Raw genomic sequence first — 16,809 nt, 5'->3', positions numbered from 1 at the left:
CACAGATCCAGGCTTTTTGCTGTACTACTGAATAATTACTAAGAATTATTCCGCAGAAATATCTTCAAACAATATTGAAGATAGATAGCGTTCACCACCGTCTGGCAGGATCACCACAATGTTTTTGCCTGCATTTTCTGGACGAGCAGCTAGTTTTGCTGCTGCCGCCATTGCCGCACCACTTGAGATACCGACCAAGATGCCTTCCTGAGATGCAGTTTTACGTGCCCATTCTACTGCTTCGCCACTTTCGATCGCGATCACTTCATCAACCAAATCCAAATCGAGGTTACCCGGAATGAAGTTGGCACCGATCCCCTGGATTTTGTGTGGTCCAGGTGTCAGATTTTCACCGCGTTTCGCCTGACCAATAATTGGTGACTCAGCTGGTTCAACAGCTACCGAGTAGATCGGCTGGTTACGTACTTTTTCGAAGTAACGTGAAATACCAGAAATGGTACCGCCAGTACCTACACCCGCTACCAGAATATCGACCTTACCGCCAGTCGCTTCCCAGATTTCAGGACCTGTGGTCTCTTCGTGAATTTTCGGGTTAGCTGGATTTTCAAACTGTTGTGGCAAGAAATATGTTTCAGGCTGTTCAGTTACCAGACGAACTGCTTCATCGACTGCGCCTTTCATGCCTTTCGCTGGTTCAGTCAGAATCAGATTCGCACCAAAGGCTTTTACCACTTTACGACGTTCAACACTCATGCTGGCTGGCATAGTCAATGTTAATGGGTAGCCTTTTGCTGCAGCAACAAACGCCAGCGCAATACCAGTATTACCGCTGGTTGGCTCAACAATGTGCATACCTGGTTTTAATTTGCCAGATTTTTCAGCGTCTGCGATCAGTGCTGCTCCGATACGACATTTCACCGAAAATGCCGGGTTACGGCTTTCAACCTTCGCGAGTACAGTCGCCTCGCCTGTGATTGCACGGTTAATGCGTACAAGCGGTGTATTGCCAATTGCTTCTGCATTGTTGCTGTAAACCGCTATTCCCAAGTTGTTGGGAGTAGGAAATGCTGAATCTGTACTCATTAGAATATCCCTGATGTTATTAGCTCGAATTGCACTATCATCATACAAGTATTTCCGGATTTTGTAGAAGATAGTGGAATCTGCACTCTATTATGGCAAATCAACTGCTGTATAAGTCATTAATATGCAATAAAAATAACTGATTATTCAATGGCAAATATATAATTTTTATTGATATTTTAATTCACAAAAAGCCATAGAAATAAGTGACTTTTACCGATTTATAAGGCTTTCAGACCTTTATAATCGTTCGCGCTGTATTTTATCTCTATGGACATTCTGAATGAATACCGATCTTGAAATCACCACCATGCGTGATTCAGCTGATCAGGTGGTTGGCATCCTGAAATCTCTTGCAAACACTGACCGTCTTATCATCCTATGTCATCTTTCCCAGGCTGAACTTAACGTTTCCCAAATCGAAAACCTTACCCATATCCAGCAACCTACACTTTCCCAACAACTGATGATGTTACGTAAAAGTGATGTGGTCAGTACCCGCCGCGATGGCAAGCAAATTTTCTATTCCATTAAAGATCAAAATCTGGTGGTGATCCTGAATACGCTATATCAACTTTACTGTGTAAAAGCTTAAGCATTTCATCTAGAGTCTAAACTTCTACCTTAGTCTTTGGGGATTGTCTTTCAGATTCAGATAATCCCTTTTATAACTAAGTGATGCTAAGGTCTGGTCAGATCATTTTTTGCATGAGGGTTGATCAAGGGCTACTTTAAGCCATGATTTCTTAGCAGAAAATATGCATAATATATCTATATTTGTGATTTAGACTCTTATATGTCCAATTCGAAGCCAAAACTACTGCAATTATTACCGGCCTGGTCATGGTTAAGCCATTATAGTCCGGTTAAATTCAAGTCCGATGTACTGGCTTCGTTGATTGTAGTCGCCATGCTGGTACCACAAGGCATGGCTTATGCCATGTTGGCCGGATTGCCGCCGATCATGGGGTTGTATGCCAGCATCCTGCCGATGATTCTATACGCCATGCTGGGCAGTAGCAGTACCTTGTCAATTGGTCCTGTAGCCATCATTTCCATGATGACCTTTGCTACGCTGAATCCGTTGTTTGAAGTCGGTTCGCCAGTCTATATCGAAGCCGCCACCTTATTAGCTCTGATGGTCGGTATTATTTCCCTATTATTAGGCTTGCTACGTTTTGGCTTCCTGATTCAGCTGATCAGCCATCCGGTGATTCAGAGTTTTATCATCGCTTCTGCTCTCTTGATTGCCATTGGCCAGTTTAAGTTTCTGGTCGATGTGCCCTTACAGGCCAATAACCTTCAGCAGTTTGTGCTTAGCCTGCTTGAATATATCCATTTGATTCACTGGCCAAGCCTTGTCTTTGGGCTACTGTCTATTGGCTTGCTAATCTATATTCCGAAAATTCTCAAATCTCAGGCAGTCCAAAGCCGGATTGGATCAACGGATTTTTTGGTACGTGCTGTACCGCTAATGCTGGTCGCTTTAGGTATTGTTGCTGTGGTGTATTTAAACCTGCAGACTGAAGGCATTAAAACCGTTGGTGCGATTCCTTCCGGCTTTCCGCCCTTAAGTTTTCCGCACTGGAACTGGGAACTGGTCATGACCTTACTTCCTGGTGCGACCATGATTGCTATGATCAGCTTTGTGGAGTCACTCTCGATTGCTCAGGCAACAGCGTTGCAACAACGTAGTCAACTCAATAGTAATCAGGAACTGATTGCACTAGGCATTGCCAACATCAGTGCTGGCATTAGTTCTGCCTTTCCAGTCACCGGCAGCTTATCGCGGACCGTGGTGAATGCTGATGCTGGTGCCAGAACACCAATGGCGGGTGTGCTGTCCTCCCTGCTGATTATTATCGTCAGCCTGTTCTTTACCGGTTTTTTTGAAGATCTACCGCTTGCAATTCTTGCAGCGACGATCATCGTGTCGATCTGGAAGCTGGTCGACTTCCAGCCCTTTATGAATGCCTGGCGTTATTCTAAAGCAGACGGTATTGCCATGTGGGTGACCTTCTTTGGCGTGGTGCTGATTGATATTTCGACCGGTTTGATCATCGGGATTATTTCTACCTTTGTGCTGATGCTTTGGCGTATTAGCCGTCCGCATATCGCGGTAGTCGGTCTGATTGAAGGTACGCAACATTTCCGTAACGTACAGCGCCATCAGGTACTAACTTCGGATCAAGTGCTTTCCCTGCGTATTGATGAAAACTTGACTTTCCTGAATGCCAATGCCTTTAAGGGTTTTTTGATTAATGCAGTCAGTGGCAAAGAACAGCTTGAACATGTGATCCTGAATTGTTCAAGTATTAGCGATATTGATCTGAGCGCTTTAGAAATGTTGGAAGATATTAATACCGAGCTGTCTAAGCTCCATATCCGTCTGCACTTTGCTGAAGTTAAAGGACCCGTCATGGATCGCTTACAGGAATCCAAATTGCTCAAGCATCTTAGTGGACGGATTTATCTGACCCATTATCAGGCGATTCGGGATTTATCTCCGGATCTGTTTAGCGATCGCACTAAGGACTATTCTATTTAAGTCTTTTGACAACTATTAAAATGAAAGGATCAAATCAGAAAGTCTCTACAAATATCAACAGAATTGATTCTTTTTCTTAAAGCATTTTTATAGAAAATATGGCATATACATTTTCATCTTAAAATTTTGTTTATGACCTGATTTTGAGTAAAATATAGACAAATAAATGATTTGGTTTTCTGTAATTATTATTTATTTTCATAAACTTATATTTAAACTAAAAATATATTTTAAGCACATAGAATTTTAAGTATAAAATAACGCAAATTTTTTCCGCATTTAGCCCTCGTAATTTACACAAGGCAACCTTATGTTTTCTGCCCTTTCGCGTATGAGTTTAGTCTCCCGAATCATCATCGCCATTATTCTTGGTGTTGGTGTCGCGCTGGTTTTTCCAGAATATGCGCCCTACCTCAGCCTGCTAGGCGACCTGTTTATTAAAGCGCTTAAATCTGTCGCGCCTATCCTGGTTTTCATTTTAGTCCTGGCTTCCATTGCTAACTTTAAAGTTGGTCAAGGCAACTCCCGTATGCGTCCGATTATGTACTTGTATGCGATTGGCATGTTCCTAGCTGCAGTCAGTGCTGTAGTTGCCAGCATCGTGTTTCCAAGTACGCTGTTCCTGGACGTTGCCGCGCAAGGTGACTTACAGCCACCAGGCAGCTTAAGTGAAATCTTGAAAAATCTGCTGCTCAGCTTTGTTTCTAACCCGGTTGTTGCCATCTCTGAAGCGAACTTTATTGGTATTCTGGCTTGGTCAGTCGCATTAGGTATTGCTTTCCGCCATGCATCTGAAACTACAAAAACCGTTTTAAATGATGCAGCGAATGCCATTAACTATGTAATTCGTCTGGTGATTAGCTTTGCACCTGTGGGTATTTTTGGTCTGGTAGCGGTTACTTTTGCGGAAGCAGGTCTGGAAACGCTGGAAAGCTACGGCCATTTACTCGCAGTATTGCTCGGTACGATGGCTTTTGTTGCACTCGTGATCAACCCATTGCTTGTTGCTTTAGTGACACGTGCTAATCCTTATCCACTGGTATTTACCTGCTTACGCGAAAGTGGCATTACGGCATTCTTTACCCGTAGTTCAGCTGCAAATATTCCGGTGAATATGGATCTTGCGAAACGCCTAGGTGTGTCTGAATCAACTTCAAGTGTCGCGATTCCACTGGGTGCAGCCATCAACATGGCTGGCGCATCTGTGACCATCACTGTATTGTCTCTCGCAGCTGTAAATACACTGGGCATCAATGTTGATTTCACCACTATGATCATTCTGTCTGTGGTGGCGACTGTATCTGCATGTGGTGCTTCAGGTGTCGCTGGCGGTTCATTACTGTTAATTCCTGTGGCATGTGGCCTGTTCGGTATTTCTTCTGATATCGCAATGCAAGTCGTTGCTATTGGTATGGTGATCAGCGTATTGCAGGATTCAACTGAAACTGCACTCAACTCATCAACTGACGTTTTATTTACAACAGCTGTAGACCGCGCATCTAATTGATCTTATATTGATAATTCAATATTTTTGTCATTAGATGTTGAGTTGTTATGCCATTACAGCGTTTACCCATCTGGGTTCAACTGGGTGCATTTTTTCTTGCCGTGAATGCCGGCATGATTAATGTACTCGGTCTGATCACCGTCCTGCACCAATCCGTTTCCCATATGACCGGCAATGTCAGCATGCTAGCGATGGCACTGGTAAATTGGGAACCGAATCATATTGTGTATCTGGTTCTGGTGACGGCATGTTATGTCATTGGCTCAATGTACAGCGGACTCATTCTGGGAAATAGCCACTTTCAGCTAGGACGCCTTTATGGCTATCCGCTTAGCTTGGTGGCTTTTTTTATTCTGCTGAGCTGGGTATTACTGCCTTATTTTCCTCGTTATGGTCTGCTTTGGGCGTGTACAGCCATGGGTGTGCAAAATGCCATGGTCAGCCACTATAAAGGTACGATTATCCGTACTACGCATTTATCCGGTGTATTGACCGATCTAGGACTGTCATTAGGCTACAAGTTGCGTGGACTGGAGGTTGAATCCCGGCGTACTATCCTGCATTTGCTAATCTTGATCGGATTTTTAATTGGCGGTGTGCTTGCCAGCTGGATTTATCCTTCTTTAAAATTAAACGCATTCCTGATCCCGGCAGCACTCAGCCTTAGTCTAAGTCTGATTTACTGGATCATCTATTTACGTTATCGACACTTACAGCATTAATTTTCTGGAAATTCTCATGGTTAAAAACGCATTACAGGCACAATTGTTAAAGGCAGGTCTGGTCGATAATAAGAAAGCAAAAAAACTGTCGAAACAGGCCGTACATGAAAAGCGCACTGGTGATAGCAGCGAAGCTGAAATCAAGGCACAAATCGAAAAAGCCAAACAGGAAAAGCTAGCTAAAGATCAGGCGATTGAGCAAGAGAAAAAAGCAGCATTACAAGAGAAAGAACTTAAAGCGTCTATCATGCAAATGATCAATCAGCATAAAATTCGTGATACCGACGGCGAAATTTCCTATCAGTTTATTGATGATTCAAAAATCAAGAAAGTTTATCTGAATCAGCAAATTTATAATGCCCTCGTTGCAGGCAGCCTGGTGATTGCCCGCGAAAATGAAAGCTATGCTTTCCTGCCTAAAGCACTGGCAGACCGTATCAATGCCAAAATGGAAGGCTTTATCATCGTCAATAATTCTGAGAAGAATGAACAAACCACCGATGAAGAAGATCCATATGCAGCTTATGTGATTCCTGATGACCTGATGTGGTAATCCGTTAAAACAAAAAGCTCCCAGATCGGGAGCTTTTTTAATGTCGATTAAAATAATAATTCGAGGTAAAAAATCAAACTGGCTGCATTGTATCCGCCATCAGCTCCTGAATAAATTGATCAAAGCGTTGCCCTTGCTCAGGCGAATGCTCCCAGATGCTGCGTCCTAAATACTTAGCTTCGTCGAAAGCTTCATCCTCATAAATAATAGTATTTAGAAAATGTGCGCCTGGAATGTCTTTAAGTAAATTCTGATTCGCTGCCATCTGCTCTATTTCAATCTGCTGTGGTGCACGCATCAGCATCCCATATACCTTTAACCGAGTGTTGAACTGTGAAACGCTAATTGCCAGCTGCAGCATCTCGCTATACATCTCCTGATCTTCAGCATCTACTGATAAAGGAATAATCAGTTTATCTGCTTGCAGCAGCACCGAGCGTAATGCGTAAGTATCATGCCCAGCGATATCAATGACGATATCATCATATTGAGATTTTGCTTTTTCAATACGATGCGCCAACTCATCTGGATGGTCTTTTAAAGAGATATGTTCAAAGCCAAAACCTTTACGATGTAACGCTACCCATTCAAAATTCTGCTTGTTGTCATCAGTGTCAATATACAAGGTGCTGCCCTGCAAACGTAGATATTCTGTCAGGTTCATCGCTAAGGTACTTTTACCTGAACCTCGTTTCGGGCTGGTCACCACAAAAATCGTCATATTTATTTCCCCATTTTTAATTTAAAAAGATTGCATTAAATACTTAAAATAATTATGGTTTTAAAATGAACGATTTCACTTAAAAAGTCAAAATTCATTGAAATCTGAAAAAGAAAAAGCACCCATAGGCGCTTTTCTAAAAACTTTTCTGATTATTAGTTTAGATTCTATTCTCCAATGAACAAGACTGCATCCCGTTGATCAGTGTTTTCTGCAAGGATATAAATGGTTTGCCTTTCTTGTTGACTCTGGCTCAGCAGAATGCCATTAACTTCCTGTGTCCCGTTCAGACAACTGGAACTCGCAGAATCTGTAAAAACTAGGTTGATAGTATAATATGGCGCATTATTTTCCGTGCTCACTCTTCCTGCAAATGCGCACGGCTCCTGATTCCCGACAGTTCCTGTAATCACTCCGCTGCTACTAATATTGACCGCAGTAACGACATCATTGGATAAAGTCGTGGTTCGACCACTATAACTTCCTACAAGGCTGGATATACTTGTATTGTCACGACTAAAATTAACGTTATAAATAAGGTTAAAAGGCTGATTAGCTACATTATTAAGATTACCCTGCAGGTTTCTGTCCGCTGTATAGGTACCATTTAACGCTACACTGGCAATTTGATTCAGCGCAAAATTATAGTCTCGAATATCAGAAGCACTAACGGTATTACCCGATAAAGAAAAACGCCCATGCATGATACCCGTATAACCATCACTACCGGGCGGTGAATACAATAACCAGAAATTACTGTTTTTCTCAATCACGCCCAATATTGAGCGTTGGCTCAGATTCCCATCTGTCAAACTGCCGTTATAAATACCCATTAACCGGCTCGAAGATGATCCATCTACACCTCTAAAAATATCATCATTGCCATCACCGCAGGCATTCAGCACCAAGGCTAGACTAATAATTGCTAACTGTTTTTGCATGATTCGCCCCTTGGTATTCTTGTAGGAGGGTGATCTTTAGATATTCCTCTGTATCATAGCTGGGCTACTTATGAGCTGCCATAAAATGCCGATAAAGTCTCATGTTCGCCTGATGTAATTATTATCTTTAAAGAGATTCTTGATGCGTTAAGCAAAGCATCAGCCTGATCGCTGATTAATAAATCTCTAAACAATAGAACCTGATGCTCTACCCATTTCTATCTCTTTTTATAAGAATAATATTGATGGATCAAAATACTTCACTAAGAAAGATATGTTTTAAAACGTTATCCAAGGTTAATAAATAATCACTAAGCATATAAACTGTATGGAATTTTTATATTCAAGAGAAAGATCAGTTGGAACAGTTTAGTTTTATTCGGAACATTCAAGATTGGGCGGATCAATATCCCTGGTTGGAAATGCTGTCTTCCTTAAGCATTGTTCTTGTACTGGCATTTATCGCCAATCTGTTTGCCAAACAAGTGGTTGTTCGCGGAATTCGTAAACTGATTTCCAAGCTGTCTTTTGCCAACAATACAATCTTTGCTGAACACAGCGTCATTCGTCGGATTGCCAATATCGTACCGGCTATCGTGATCATGAATGGCATCGTTACCGTGCCGCACTTATCAGACAAAGTTCAGACCTTTGTACAAATGGGCGCGCAGGCCTTTATTTTCCTGACCATTGCTTTGGCATTGGGTGAATTACTGAATATTTTCAATCTGATTTATCAGCGTAATCCTAAATCACGCAATAAGCCGATTAAAGGCTATTTGCAGCTGGTTAAACTGCTGATTTTTATCGTCTGCGGTTTAATGATTCTGGGGACTTTCCTGAAAAAGGATGTATTTACCTTGCTGGCTGGTTTTGGTGCGATGGCTGCTGTACTGATGTTGGTATTTCAAAATACCATTTTGTCTCTGGTGGCTTCGGTACAAATTTCATCTTATGACATGGTACGCATTGGCGACTGGATCGAAATGCCTTCGCTGAATGCCGATGGTGATGTGATTGATATGTCATTACATACTGTGACCGTGCAAAACTTTGATAAGACGGTTACCACTATTCCAACCAATAAACTGGTGACTGATACTTTCAAAAACTGGCGAGGGATGCAGGAAGCCGGTGCACGTCGTATTAAACGTTCGATTCATATTGATCAAAGCAGCGTACATTTTATGACTGAGGAAGAACAAACCAAACTGAAAAACTTCATTCTGCTCGATCATTACCTGAATACCAAGACTGAAGAACTGGTTAAATTTAACCAGCAACTGCAGCATCATTCACAATATAACCAGCGCCGTCTAACCAATTTAGGCACCTTTCGTGCCTATCTGGAGTTTTACCTGCAACAACATCCTGGTATTGCTAAAAACTTTTCTCTAATGGTGCGTCAACTCCAACCGACTAGTGAAGGTTTGCCCCTGGAAATCTATGCCTTTACCAATACCACGGTATGGACAGAGTATGAAAATATTCAGTCTGACATCATGGATCATGTACTGGCGATTATTCCGGAATTCGGTCTGAAAGTGTATCAGGCACCTTCGGGCAGCGATTTTAAAGAAGCATTTACAGCGCCTTCTTCTCCAATTATCACTTAATCTAAACTTGCCTAATCTGAGCCTGAAATATTGTGTCATTTCAGGCTTTTTACTGGGCTCTCTATTAAGCCGTTTCAATATCTTATTAAGATTTCTATCCAAACAACATTAACTTTTCCAGGTTTTAGGGTTTGCAACCTAAAGTTTGATTTAGTTAATCATTTTGTGGCAATTTCACCTTATTTCAGGCTTATAAAAACAGAATCCTTTATAATCCGTGAAAAGCAAAATGCATGATAAAAGAGTACACAAATGTTTCGATGGCTTGAACGGCTGGTGGATCCCTATCCGACCAAAAACCTGAACCAACCCTTGCCCACCAAGTTTTTCCCCTTTGTCTGGCAGGCGGCTTATGGCGTACGCCGTTATCTGTTGATTCTTGTACTGTGTACTGCAGGTGCAGCCAGTTTTGAAGCCTTGTTATATTCCAAAATTGGTGATCTGGTGAATTGGCTCAGCCAAAGCCAGCCGGAAACTTTTCTGGAACAACACACGACCAATCTGACCCTACTTGCAGTGGTCTTACTGGCGAATATCTTCTTTGCCAGTGCCCAGTCTTTAATCAAGCATCAAATTTTATACAGCAACTTCCCGATGCGTCTGCGCTGGCGTTTCCATAATCTGCTGCTTAAACAAAGTCTGGATTTCTTCCATAATGACTTTGCCGGCCGTTTATCGGCTAAGGTCATGCAAACCTCACTGGCGATCCGTGAATTCTGGGTCATTCTTGGCGATATGCTGGCTTATGTAGTGATTTACTTCATTACCATTAATGTCGTACTCGGTTCAATTTCTGCCTATCTGATTATTCCGCTCATGGTTTGGCTTGTACTATTTATTATTGCAGCCAGCTATTTTATTCCACGACTGAGCAAAATCTCTCATCAACAGGCCGATGCCCGTGCGGTAATGACTGGTCGCGTGACTGATGCCTATACCAATATTCAGACCGTCAAACTGTTTGCCCATGCAGGTCGTGAAAGCCAGTATGCCAAAGCCTCTATGCAAGAGTTTATGGTCACGGTCTATAAACAGATGCGACTGGGTGCGCAGTATGAAATCAGTATTCTATTGCTCAGTGTCGTACTATATGGTGGCGTATTAGGCACAGCAATCTGGCTATGGATGGAAGGTCAAGCCCAGCTCGGGATTATTGCTGCAACTACGGCGATGGTTCTGAAACTGAACAGTATTGCTGAATTCCTGATGTGGCAGACCTCGCAACTTTTTGAAAATGTCGGAACTATTCAAGATGGTATGGGCACTTTGGGTAAATCCATTTCGATTCAGGACAAACCGGATGCCAAAGAACTGCAATTGCAACGAGGCGAAATCAAGTTTGATAATGTCAGCTTTGCCTATAATGATAAAAATGTAATTGATGGCTTGAACCTGACCATTCGACCGGGCGAAAAAATCGGTGTGGTGGGTCGTTCCGGTGCGGGTAAATCCACCCTAATTCAACTCTTGCTGAATTTCTATCGTATTGACCAAGGTCGTATTTTAATCGATGGGCAAAATATTGAAGATGTGACTCAAGATAGCCTGCGCAAGAATATTGCCATGGTGACGCAGGACACGTCACTGCTGCATCGTAGTGTGGCTGAAAACATTAAATATGGCCGTCCAAGTGCGACCGATGAAGAAATGTTTGCAGCAGTGCGTAAAGCTGAGGCAGAAGAATTCATTCCACAACTCAGCGATCTGCGTGGCAAACGTGGCTATGATGCCTACGTTGGCGAACGCGGCGTGAAGCTGTCTGGTGGTCAGCGTCAGCGTATTGCGATTGCCCGTGTCTTCCTGAAAGATGCACCGATTTTAATTCTGGATGAAGCGACCAGCGCGCTGGATTCAGAAGTTGAAGCCGCGATTCAGAGCAGTTTGGATGAGCTGATGAAAGGCAAGACTGTCATTGCAATCGCACATCGTCTTTCTACCATTGCACAAATGGACCGATTGATTGTGCTGGATCAAGGCAAGATCGTCGAGCAAGGTACGCATGACGAATTGGTAGCATTAAATAGAATTTATGCGCATCTCTGGCAGCGTCAGACTGGCGGATTTTTAATGGAACACGATACAAAAGAACAAGGATAGAACATGTTATATCTGGAAGACCTGAAGATTGGTGATGAGTTTAAAAGCCGTAGTTATCGTATGACTGAGGCAGAAATTTTACAGTTTGCTGAAAAATTTGACCCCCAAACCTTTCATACTGATGCACAGCAGGCACAAAAACATCCCATCTTTAAAGGTCTGGCAGCAAGTGGCTGGCATACTGCTGCGGTGGTGATGCGTTTATGGAGTGAATGTTTTCCGATTGCCTATGGCCTGGTTGGTACAGATTCACACGTACGTTGGCCTTGTCCAACCCGTCCTGATGATGAGATTCGGGTCATTGTCACCATTACAGACATTAAACCTTCACAGCGTAAACCAGATCGTGGCATTGTTCGTTATGAAACTCAGGCATTGAACCAGAAAGATCAGGTTCTATTTAATTCGACGACCAATATTTTAGTATTTAAGCAAGAATTTACAGCAGTTTAGTTTGATTTTCACCCACATTTCAGGCTAATCTGCTTGAAGTGTTTGGGTAAGGCTCAGCATTTTGTCCAACAATTTTAAAGATAAAACTGGCTGTTTCATGCCAATATGGGCAAATAAATAGAAAAAATTTGACTGAGTGCAACGGATCGCGCATGAAGATGATTGCTCCACGCCAAGACCAAGGCATCCCCGGCGTTTATGGCCTTTTGCTTCTCGACGTTATCTCCCGCTGGGGCTATAACGATGAGTCGCTATTCAAACCTTTTGGACTGACCAGTGAACAGTTGGCAGATCCTGAGTTCCGCATTCCTACCGTCATTGCCAATGATATGGTCAAGCACGCACTCAAGCTGACTGGTGAACCCACCTTGGGCTATCACCTGGGTACACAGATGCGTATTTCTATTCATGGCTTTATTGGCTATGCCATCATGACGGCAAACAATATTACTGAAGCTTTGGTATTGGCGAACCGTTTTATCCAGCTGCGCTTGCCATTCCTGCAACTGTTTTTCTCGACTTTTGGGGTCAAGGCAACGGTACAGCTGCAAACTGATATTCAGATGGAACCGCTGCGTACAGAAATTTCGATTGCTCTGATGATTGGACTGATCAGTATGGCCAAAGCCATTACTGGAATTAGTGATGCAACTGGTGAAGTCGACTTCGATTTTAAAAAGCCGGAAGGCTTTGAACGCTTTATGGCGAAGTTTCCCACCCATCAGTTCCGTTTTGAACAGCCCCATCTGTTACTCAGCTTTGATAAAAGCTATCTGATGAACAAGCTGGTACATGCTGACCCGATTGCCAGCCAAATTGCGATTAACCAATGTGAAGCTGAACTTTCTGCCTTGGGTGAACGCCATCGTATTGCCATGCGTGTGCGGGATATTCTAACCAATTCAGAACAGCATTATCTCAGTATTGAAGCCGTCGCAGACCGTCTGCATATGTCTGATCGTACTCTGAAACGTCAGCTGGCGGCTGAAGGTACTTCTTTCTCTACCTTGGTGGATGAGGTGCGTTATCGACATGCGACTTCCCTGCTTTCACGAACTGATTTCACGCTGGAACAGATTGCCGATGAGCTCGGTTATAGTGATGTCGCCAACTTCAGTCGTGCCTTTAAACGCTGGAGTGGTCGTAGTCCAAGCAACTGGCGTAAAGATCCATACCTATAAGCCTTTTGTTTTGCAGCAAAAGAATGTATAAATCATGTCAAAAATGAACCTAAGCGATTTAAGGAGTTATCAATGAATCATCCTTCAGAATTAAAGTACGCAAGTACACATGAATGGGTACGCATTGAGGGTGATCTTGTGGTGACTGGTATTTCTGACCATGCACAGGATGCTTTAGGTGACCTGGTCTATGTTGAAGCGCCAGATCTTGATTCACACGTGACCGCAGGTCAGCAAGCAGGTGTTGTTGAATCTGTAAAAACAGCATCAGACATCCATGCACCTGTTTCGGGTATCGTGGTTGAAATCAACCCTGCACTTGAAGATGACCCAGATTTCATTAATGACGATCCGTATGGCAAAGGCTGGATCTACAAAATCAAGCCAGACAATATCGCTGATGTTGAAAAACTGTTAAGCAATACCGACTATGAAGCAGGTCTATAATTTAACCTGTTTTTAAGAATCAGCCTGCGGGCTGATTTTTTTATATCTGAATTTTTAAGACCTCATACAGATTAAAATGACGCCACATTCATTCGATTTTATTGTATTATTCACATATTCTCCCATATAGTCATCGTGACGCGCTTCGATGCTGAACATAGATTCAGCATACTCCATAAAAAAAATACTGATTTTGGCCTAGCGTCTCACATTAAAAATTTAGGACAACTATGAACGCAACAGTAATGCCGTTGTGGACGAAGCCGTTTTTGCTTTGTCTGGCAAATAATATGTTTTTATTCATTTTTTATTTTGCTCAAACCACAATTTTACCGATTTATATCCTGAAAGAACTTGGTGGCACTGTAACAGAAGCCGGTTTAACCCTGACACTCTTTATGGTTTCAGCTATTGTGATCCGCCCATTCAGTGGCTTGATTATTGAAAAATTTGGACAGCGCCGTACTTTAATTATCTCGGCAACCATGTTCTGTTTCATCGCTTTTGGCTATTTATTTATTAGCAACATGACCAGTTTATATGTGCTGCGTTTAATGCATGGGGTCTGGTTTAGTATTCTCACTACCGTCTGTGTTCCAGTGGTAAACCAGTTTATTCCAGACAGTCGCCGTGGTGAAGGCATGGGTTATTATGCTATGTCGGTGAATCTCGGCATTGTACTTGGACCACTGATTGGCTTAGGGTTAATTCCTTATTTAAGCTATACCATGGTAACTGCTGTACTTGTAGCCATGATCTTTATTGGTTATATCTTCTGCTTTCTAATTCCGGTTCAGGAAGTCAAGCAACCTGTCAGAGAAGCTGAAAAGTCTAAACTGGGCTTAAGTGATTTTGTTGAAAAAAAATCTCTGACTGTTGCCTTGATGGTCATGATGATTTCCTTCTCTTATGCCAGCATCATGTCCTTTATCGCGCCTTTTGCCAGCACGATTCATCTGATGCAGTACGCAGGCTTATTTTTTGTAGTCTTTGCCATTTCCATGATGAGCTTACGTCCGATTACTGGGAAAATTTATGACCGTAAAGGTCCACAATATGTGATTTATCCTGCTATTTTCACTTTTAGTATGGGTTTACTGGTCTTAAGTCAGATTCATACATTGACTGGTTTTATGCTGGCAGCGGTGCTGATTGGATTGGGTTTTGGTAGTGCTCAGCCTTGTCTGCAAACTCTTGCCATTCAGCGTGCGCCTAAACACCGAATCGGCTATGCGACGTCAACTTTCTATACCTGTTATGATATTGGAATTGCGATTGGCTCCTTGGTGGTTGGGATGATGATTGCCCAGCAAAGCTTTAGTTTCGCTTTTATTATTTGTGCAGTTTTAACCGCCTTAAGTCTGCTGTATTTTAAATTCGTGGTTCAACATAAAACTGTTTTGGCTTAATCCTGCAATAAAAAACCGACATCATTTCATGTCGGTTTTTTATTTAGCACTTCGAAGATTTATTAAGCTTGTTCTGCTGTACTTTTATCTTCGTCAGTTTCATCATCCGGCTTTTTCTCTTCAACCATGCTAAATGCAGTTGCTGTATTATTCGCGGCTGCATTGGCACGAGAACTTTTCAGTTTGATTTGCAGACGTAATTCATTGGTCGAGTCAGCATTACGCAATGCTTCTTCATAAGAAATCGCACCTTCGTTATACAGATCAAATAAGGCCTGGTCAAAAGTCTGCATTCCGAGTTCACGTGATTTGCCCATAATCGCTTTCAGCTCATGGAAATCGCCTTTCAAAATCAGGTCAGATACCAACGGCGTATTCAGCATGATCTCGACTGCGGCACGACGTCCCTTGCCATCTTCCGTTCGGATCAATCGTTGAGAGACAATCGCTTTCATATTGGAAGACAGATCCATGAGCAACTGGTTACGGCGTTCTTCCGGGAAAAAGTTAATAATGCGGTCCAGTGTCTGGTTGGCATTATTGGAATGCAGCGTACCCAAACATAAATGCCCAGTTTCAGCAAAAGCAATCGCATGTTCCATGGTTTCGGTATCACGAATCTCACCAATCAGAATTACATCTGGTGCCTGACGCAAGGTATTTTTTAAAGCATTGTGCCAGGAATGGCTATCTACACCGACTTCGCGATGCGTGATCATCGATTTCTTATGTTTATGTACATATTCCACCGGGTCTTCTACAGTAATGATATGCCCAGCAGAGTTTTCATTACGATAATCGATCAACGCAGCCAGTGAGGTTGACTTACCTGAACCTGTACCGCCTACCACCAGTACCAAACCGCGTTTTTCCATAATCACATGCTTGAGCGATTCTGGTAATTTTAGTTTCTGGAAATTTGGAATTTCTGCGGTAATGGTACGAATGACCATGCCAACATTCAGCTGCTGCTGGAACACGTTGACACGGAAACGTGAAACTCCCGGTACGGTAATGGCAAAGTTACATTCCAGTTCGGTTTCATATTCCTTACGCTGCTTTTCATTCATTAACGCATAAGCAAACAGTTTGGTTTTCTCTGGGGTAAGTTCCTGTTGCCCAAAAGGCTTCATTAAGCCCTGATGTTTAATACTAGGTGGAAAGTCCGCGGTAATGAACAAGTCTGAACCACCATATTCAACCACTTTGGTCAACATATGGTGCATAAATTTACGTGCTTCTTCTAATAACTCTGCCGTGAACATGTTTCCCCCTGCAATGCACAACTGTATGAATCTTCAAAACAGATTCATGCCTATAAATTTTGATTTTTATTGTGCAGCGTTTTTGCAAAAGGCTCAAATAGATTTGATTTATAAAGATTAATTTTTAAAAGCATTCTGTGACCTGATTCAAAGAAAATAAAAATAAAGGGTAATGATCTAGATGTATCTAGAATCTATTTTTAACTATAAAAATAATTTGATTTCATATTTTTGAAAAAAGAATGAGGAATTCATTCAAGCGAATCAAGATGGGTTTTATTTTTAGAAAGAAAATTAAAAACATG

The 16,809-nt window shown here is 42.3% G+C and carries 15 protein-coding genes; 11 read left to right on the top strand and 4 right to left on the bottom strand.

The annotated features are described in order from the left end of the window. Positions 1-45: 45 nt before the first annotated feature. Positions 46-1,044: a cysteine synthase A gene (cysK, locus tag BS636_RS12565; protein ID WP_099339076.1), complete on the bottom strand. Its 999-nt coding sequence runs from the start codon at positions 1,042-1,044 to the stop codon at positions 46-48. Between the two features lie 283 nt (positions 1,045-1,327). Here cysK and BS636_RS12560 point away from each other — a divergent pair, with 283 nt between their 5' ends. The 5 genes from BS636_RS12560 (at position 1,328) to BS636_RS12540 (ending at position 6,374) form a co-directional block, all read left to right on the top strand. Beyond that, on the top strand, positions 1,328-1,639 hold the full coding sequence (locus tag BS636_RS12560) for an ArsR/SmtB family transcription factor (RefSeq protein WP_099339075.1): 312 nt from the start codon (positions 1,328-1,330) through the stop codon (positions 1,637-1,639). Positions 1,640-1,840: 201 nt separating this feature from the next. Continuing rightward, complete coding sequence (locus BS636_RS12555) at positions 1,841-3,592, top strand: SulP family inorganic anion transporter (protein ID WP_099339074.1); 1,752 nt, start codon at positions 1,841-1,843, stop codon at positions 3,590-3,592. A gap of 310 nt (positions 3,593-3,902) precedes the next feature. Next, entirely contained in the window at positions 3,903-5,099 is a 1,197-nt protein-coding gene (sstT, locus tag BS636_RS12550; RefSeq protein ID WP_099339073.1) for a serine/threonine transporter SstT, read from the top strand. 47 nt (positions 5,100-5,146) lie between these two features. Beyond that, complete coding sequence (locus BS636_RS12545; RefSeq protein ID WP_099339072.1) at positions 5,147-5,821, top strand: YoaK family protein; 675 nt, start codon at positions 5,147-5,149, stop codon at positions 5,819-5,821. Positions 5,822-5,837: 16 nt separating this feature from the next. Then, positions 5,838-6,374, top strand: a complete 537-nt coding sequence (locus BS636_RS12540; RefSeq protein ID WP_099339071.1) for a DUF2058 domain-containing protein — start codon at positions 5,838-5,840, stop codon at positions 6,372-6,374. A gap of 73 nt (positions 6,375-6,447) precedes the next feature. Here BS636_RS12540 and BS636_RS12535 read toward each other — a convergent pair whose 3' ends face one another. Further along, positions 6,448-7,095 (bottom strand): ParA family protein, encoded by a 648-nt coding sequence (locus tag BS636_RS12535; RefSeq protein ID WP_099339070.1) that lies wholly within the window; start codon positions 7,093-7,095, stop codon positions 6,448-6,450. A gap of 167 nt (positions 7,096-7,262) precedes the next feature. Continuing rightward, a complete protein-coding gene (locus BS636_RS12530) occupies positions 7,263-8,036 on the bottom strand; it encodes a hypothetical protein (protein WP_099339069.1) in 774 nt (257 codons plus the stop codon). A gap of 359 nt (positions 8,037-8,395) precedes the next feature. Here BS636_RS12530 and BS636_RS12525 point away from each other — a divergent pair, with 359 nt between their 5' ends. The 6 genes from BS636_RS12525 to BS636_RS12500 all read left to right on the top strand — a co-directional run bounded on the left by BS636_RS12525 (position 8,396) and on the right by BS636_RS12500 (position 15,239). Beyond that, the gene (locus BS636_RS12525) at positions 8,396-9,652 is read left to right on the top strand and encodes a mechanosensitive ion channel family protein (RefSeq protein WP_099339068.1); all 1,257 of its coding nucleotides are present in this window, start codon (positions 8,396-8,398) and stop codon (positions 9,650-9,652) included. A 252-nt stretch (positions 9,653-9,904) separates the two neighbouring features. Beyond that, a complete protein-coding gene (locus BS636_RS12520) occupies positions 9,905-11,749 on the top strand; it encodes an ABC transporter ATP-binding protein (RefSeq protein ID WP_099339067.1) in 1,845 nt (614 codons plus the stop codon). 3 nt (positions 11,750-11,752) lie between these two features. Further along, complete coding sequence (locus BS636_RS12515; protein ID WP_099339066.1) at positions 11,753-12,202, top strand: MaoC family dehydratase; 450 nt, start codon at positions 11,753-11,755, stop codon at positions 12,200-12,202. Positions 12,203-12,354: 152 nt separating this feature from the next. After that, on the top strand, positions 12,355-13,383 hold the full coding sequence (locus BS636_RS12510) for an AraC family transcriptional regulator (RefSeq protein ID WP_099339065.1): 1,029 nt from the start codon (positions 12,355-12,357) through the stop codon (positions 13,381-13,383). 72 nt (positions 13,384-13,455) lie between these two features. Beyond that, positions 13,456-13,830 carry a glycine cleavage system protein GcvH gene (gcvH, locus tag BS636_RS12505; RefSeq protein WP_099339064.1) on the top strand — a complete coding sequence of 125 codons (375 nt, stop codon included), beginning with the start codon at positions 13,456-13,458 and terminating at the stop codon, positions 13,828-13,830. Positions 13,831-14,060: 230 nt separating this feature from the next. Continuing rightward, complete coding sequence (locus tag BS636_RS12500) at positions 14,061-15,239, top strand: MFS transporter (RefSeq protein ID WP_099339063.1); 1,179 nt, start codon at positions 14,061-14,063, stop codon at positions 15,237-15,239. 62 nt (positions 15,240-15,301) lie between these two features. On the opposite strand, the gene BS636_RS12495 is transcribed toward BS636_RS12500, so the two are convergent. Continuing rightward, complete coding sequence (locus tag BS636_RS12495) at positions 15,302-16,504, bottom strand: PilT/PilU family type 4a pilus ATPase (RefSeq protein ID WP_099339062.1); 1,203 nt, start codon at positions 16,502-16,504, stop codon at positions 15,302-15,304. Between the last annotated feature and the right edge of the window lie 305 nt (positions 16,505-16,809).

It is taken from the genome of Acinetobacter sp. LoGeW2-3, assembly GCF_002688565.1.
Lineage (GTDB): Bacteria > Pseudomonadota > Gammaproteobacteria > Pseudomonadales > Moraxellaceae > Acinetobacter.
This window is presented reverse-complemented; position numbering and strand designations above follow the sequence as displayed.

Bases quoted from the DNA above. Each gene is read 5' to 3' on its own strand.
- cysK (WP_099339076.1), bottom strand. From the start codon at position 1,044: ATGAGTACAGATTCAGCATTTCCTACTCCCAACAACTTGGGAATAGCG.
- BS636_RS12560 (WP_099339075.1), top strand. From the start codon at position 1,328: ATGAATACCGATCTTGAAATCACCACCATGCGTGATTCAGCTGATCAG.
- BS636_RS12555 (WP_099339074.1), top strand. From the start codon at position 1,841: ATGTCCAATTCGAAGCCAAAACTACTGCAATTATTACCGGCCTGGTCA.
- sstT (WP_099339073.1), top strand. From the start codon at position 3,903: ATGTTTTCTGCCCTTTCGCGTATGAGTTTAGTCTCCCGAATCATCATC.
- BS636_RS12545 (WP_099339072.1), top strand. From the start codon at position 5,147: ATGCCATTACAGCGTTTACCCATCTGGGTTCAACTGGGTGCATTTTTT.
- BS636_RS12540 (WP_099339071.1), top strand. From the start codon at position 5,838: ATGGTTAAAAACGCATTACAGGCACAATTGTTAAAGGCAGGTCTGGTC.
- BS636_RS12535 (WP_099339070.1), bottom strand. From the start codon at position 7,095: ATGACGATTTTTGTGGTGACCAGCCCGAAACGAGGTTCAGGTAAAAGT.
- BS636_RS12530 (WP_099339069.1), bottom strand. From the start codon at position 8,036: ATGCAAAAACAGTTAGCAATTATTAGTCTAGCCTTGGTGCTGAATGCC.
- BS636_RS12520 (WP_099339067.1), top strand. From the start codon at position 9,905: ATGTTTCGATGGCTTGAACGGCTGGTGGATCCCTATCCGACCAAAAAC.
- BS636_RS12515 (WP_099339066.1), top strand. From the start codon at position 11,753: ATGTTATATCTGGAAGACCTGAAGATTGGTGATGAGTTTAAAAGCCGT.
- BS636_RS12510 (WP_099339065.1), top strand. From the start codon at position 12,355: ATGAAGATGATTGCTCCACGCCAAGACCAAGGCATCCCCGGCGTTTAT.
- gcvH (WP_099339064.1), top strand. From the start codon at position 13,456: ATGAATCATCCTTCAGAATTAAAGTACGCAAGTACACATGAATGGGTA.
- BS636_RS12500 (WP_099339063.1), top strand. From the start codon at position 14,061: ATGAACGCAACAGTAATGCCGTTGTGGACGAAGCCGTTTTTGCTTTGT.
- BS636_RS12495 (WP_099339062.1), bottom strand. From the start codon at position 16,504: ATGTTCACGGCAGAGTTATTAGAAGAAGCACGTAAATTTATGCACCAT.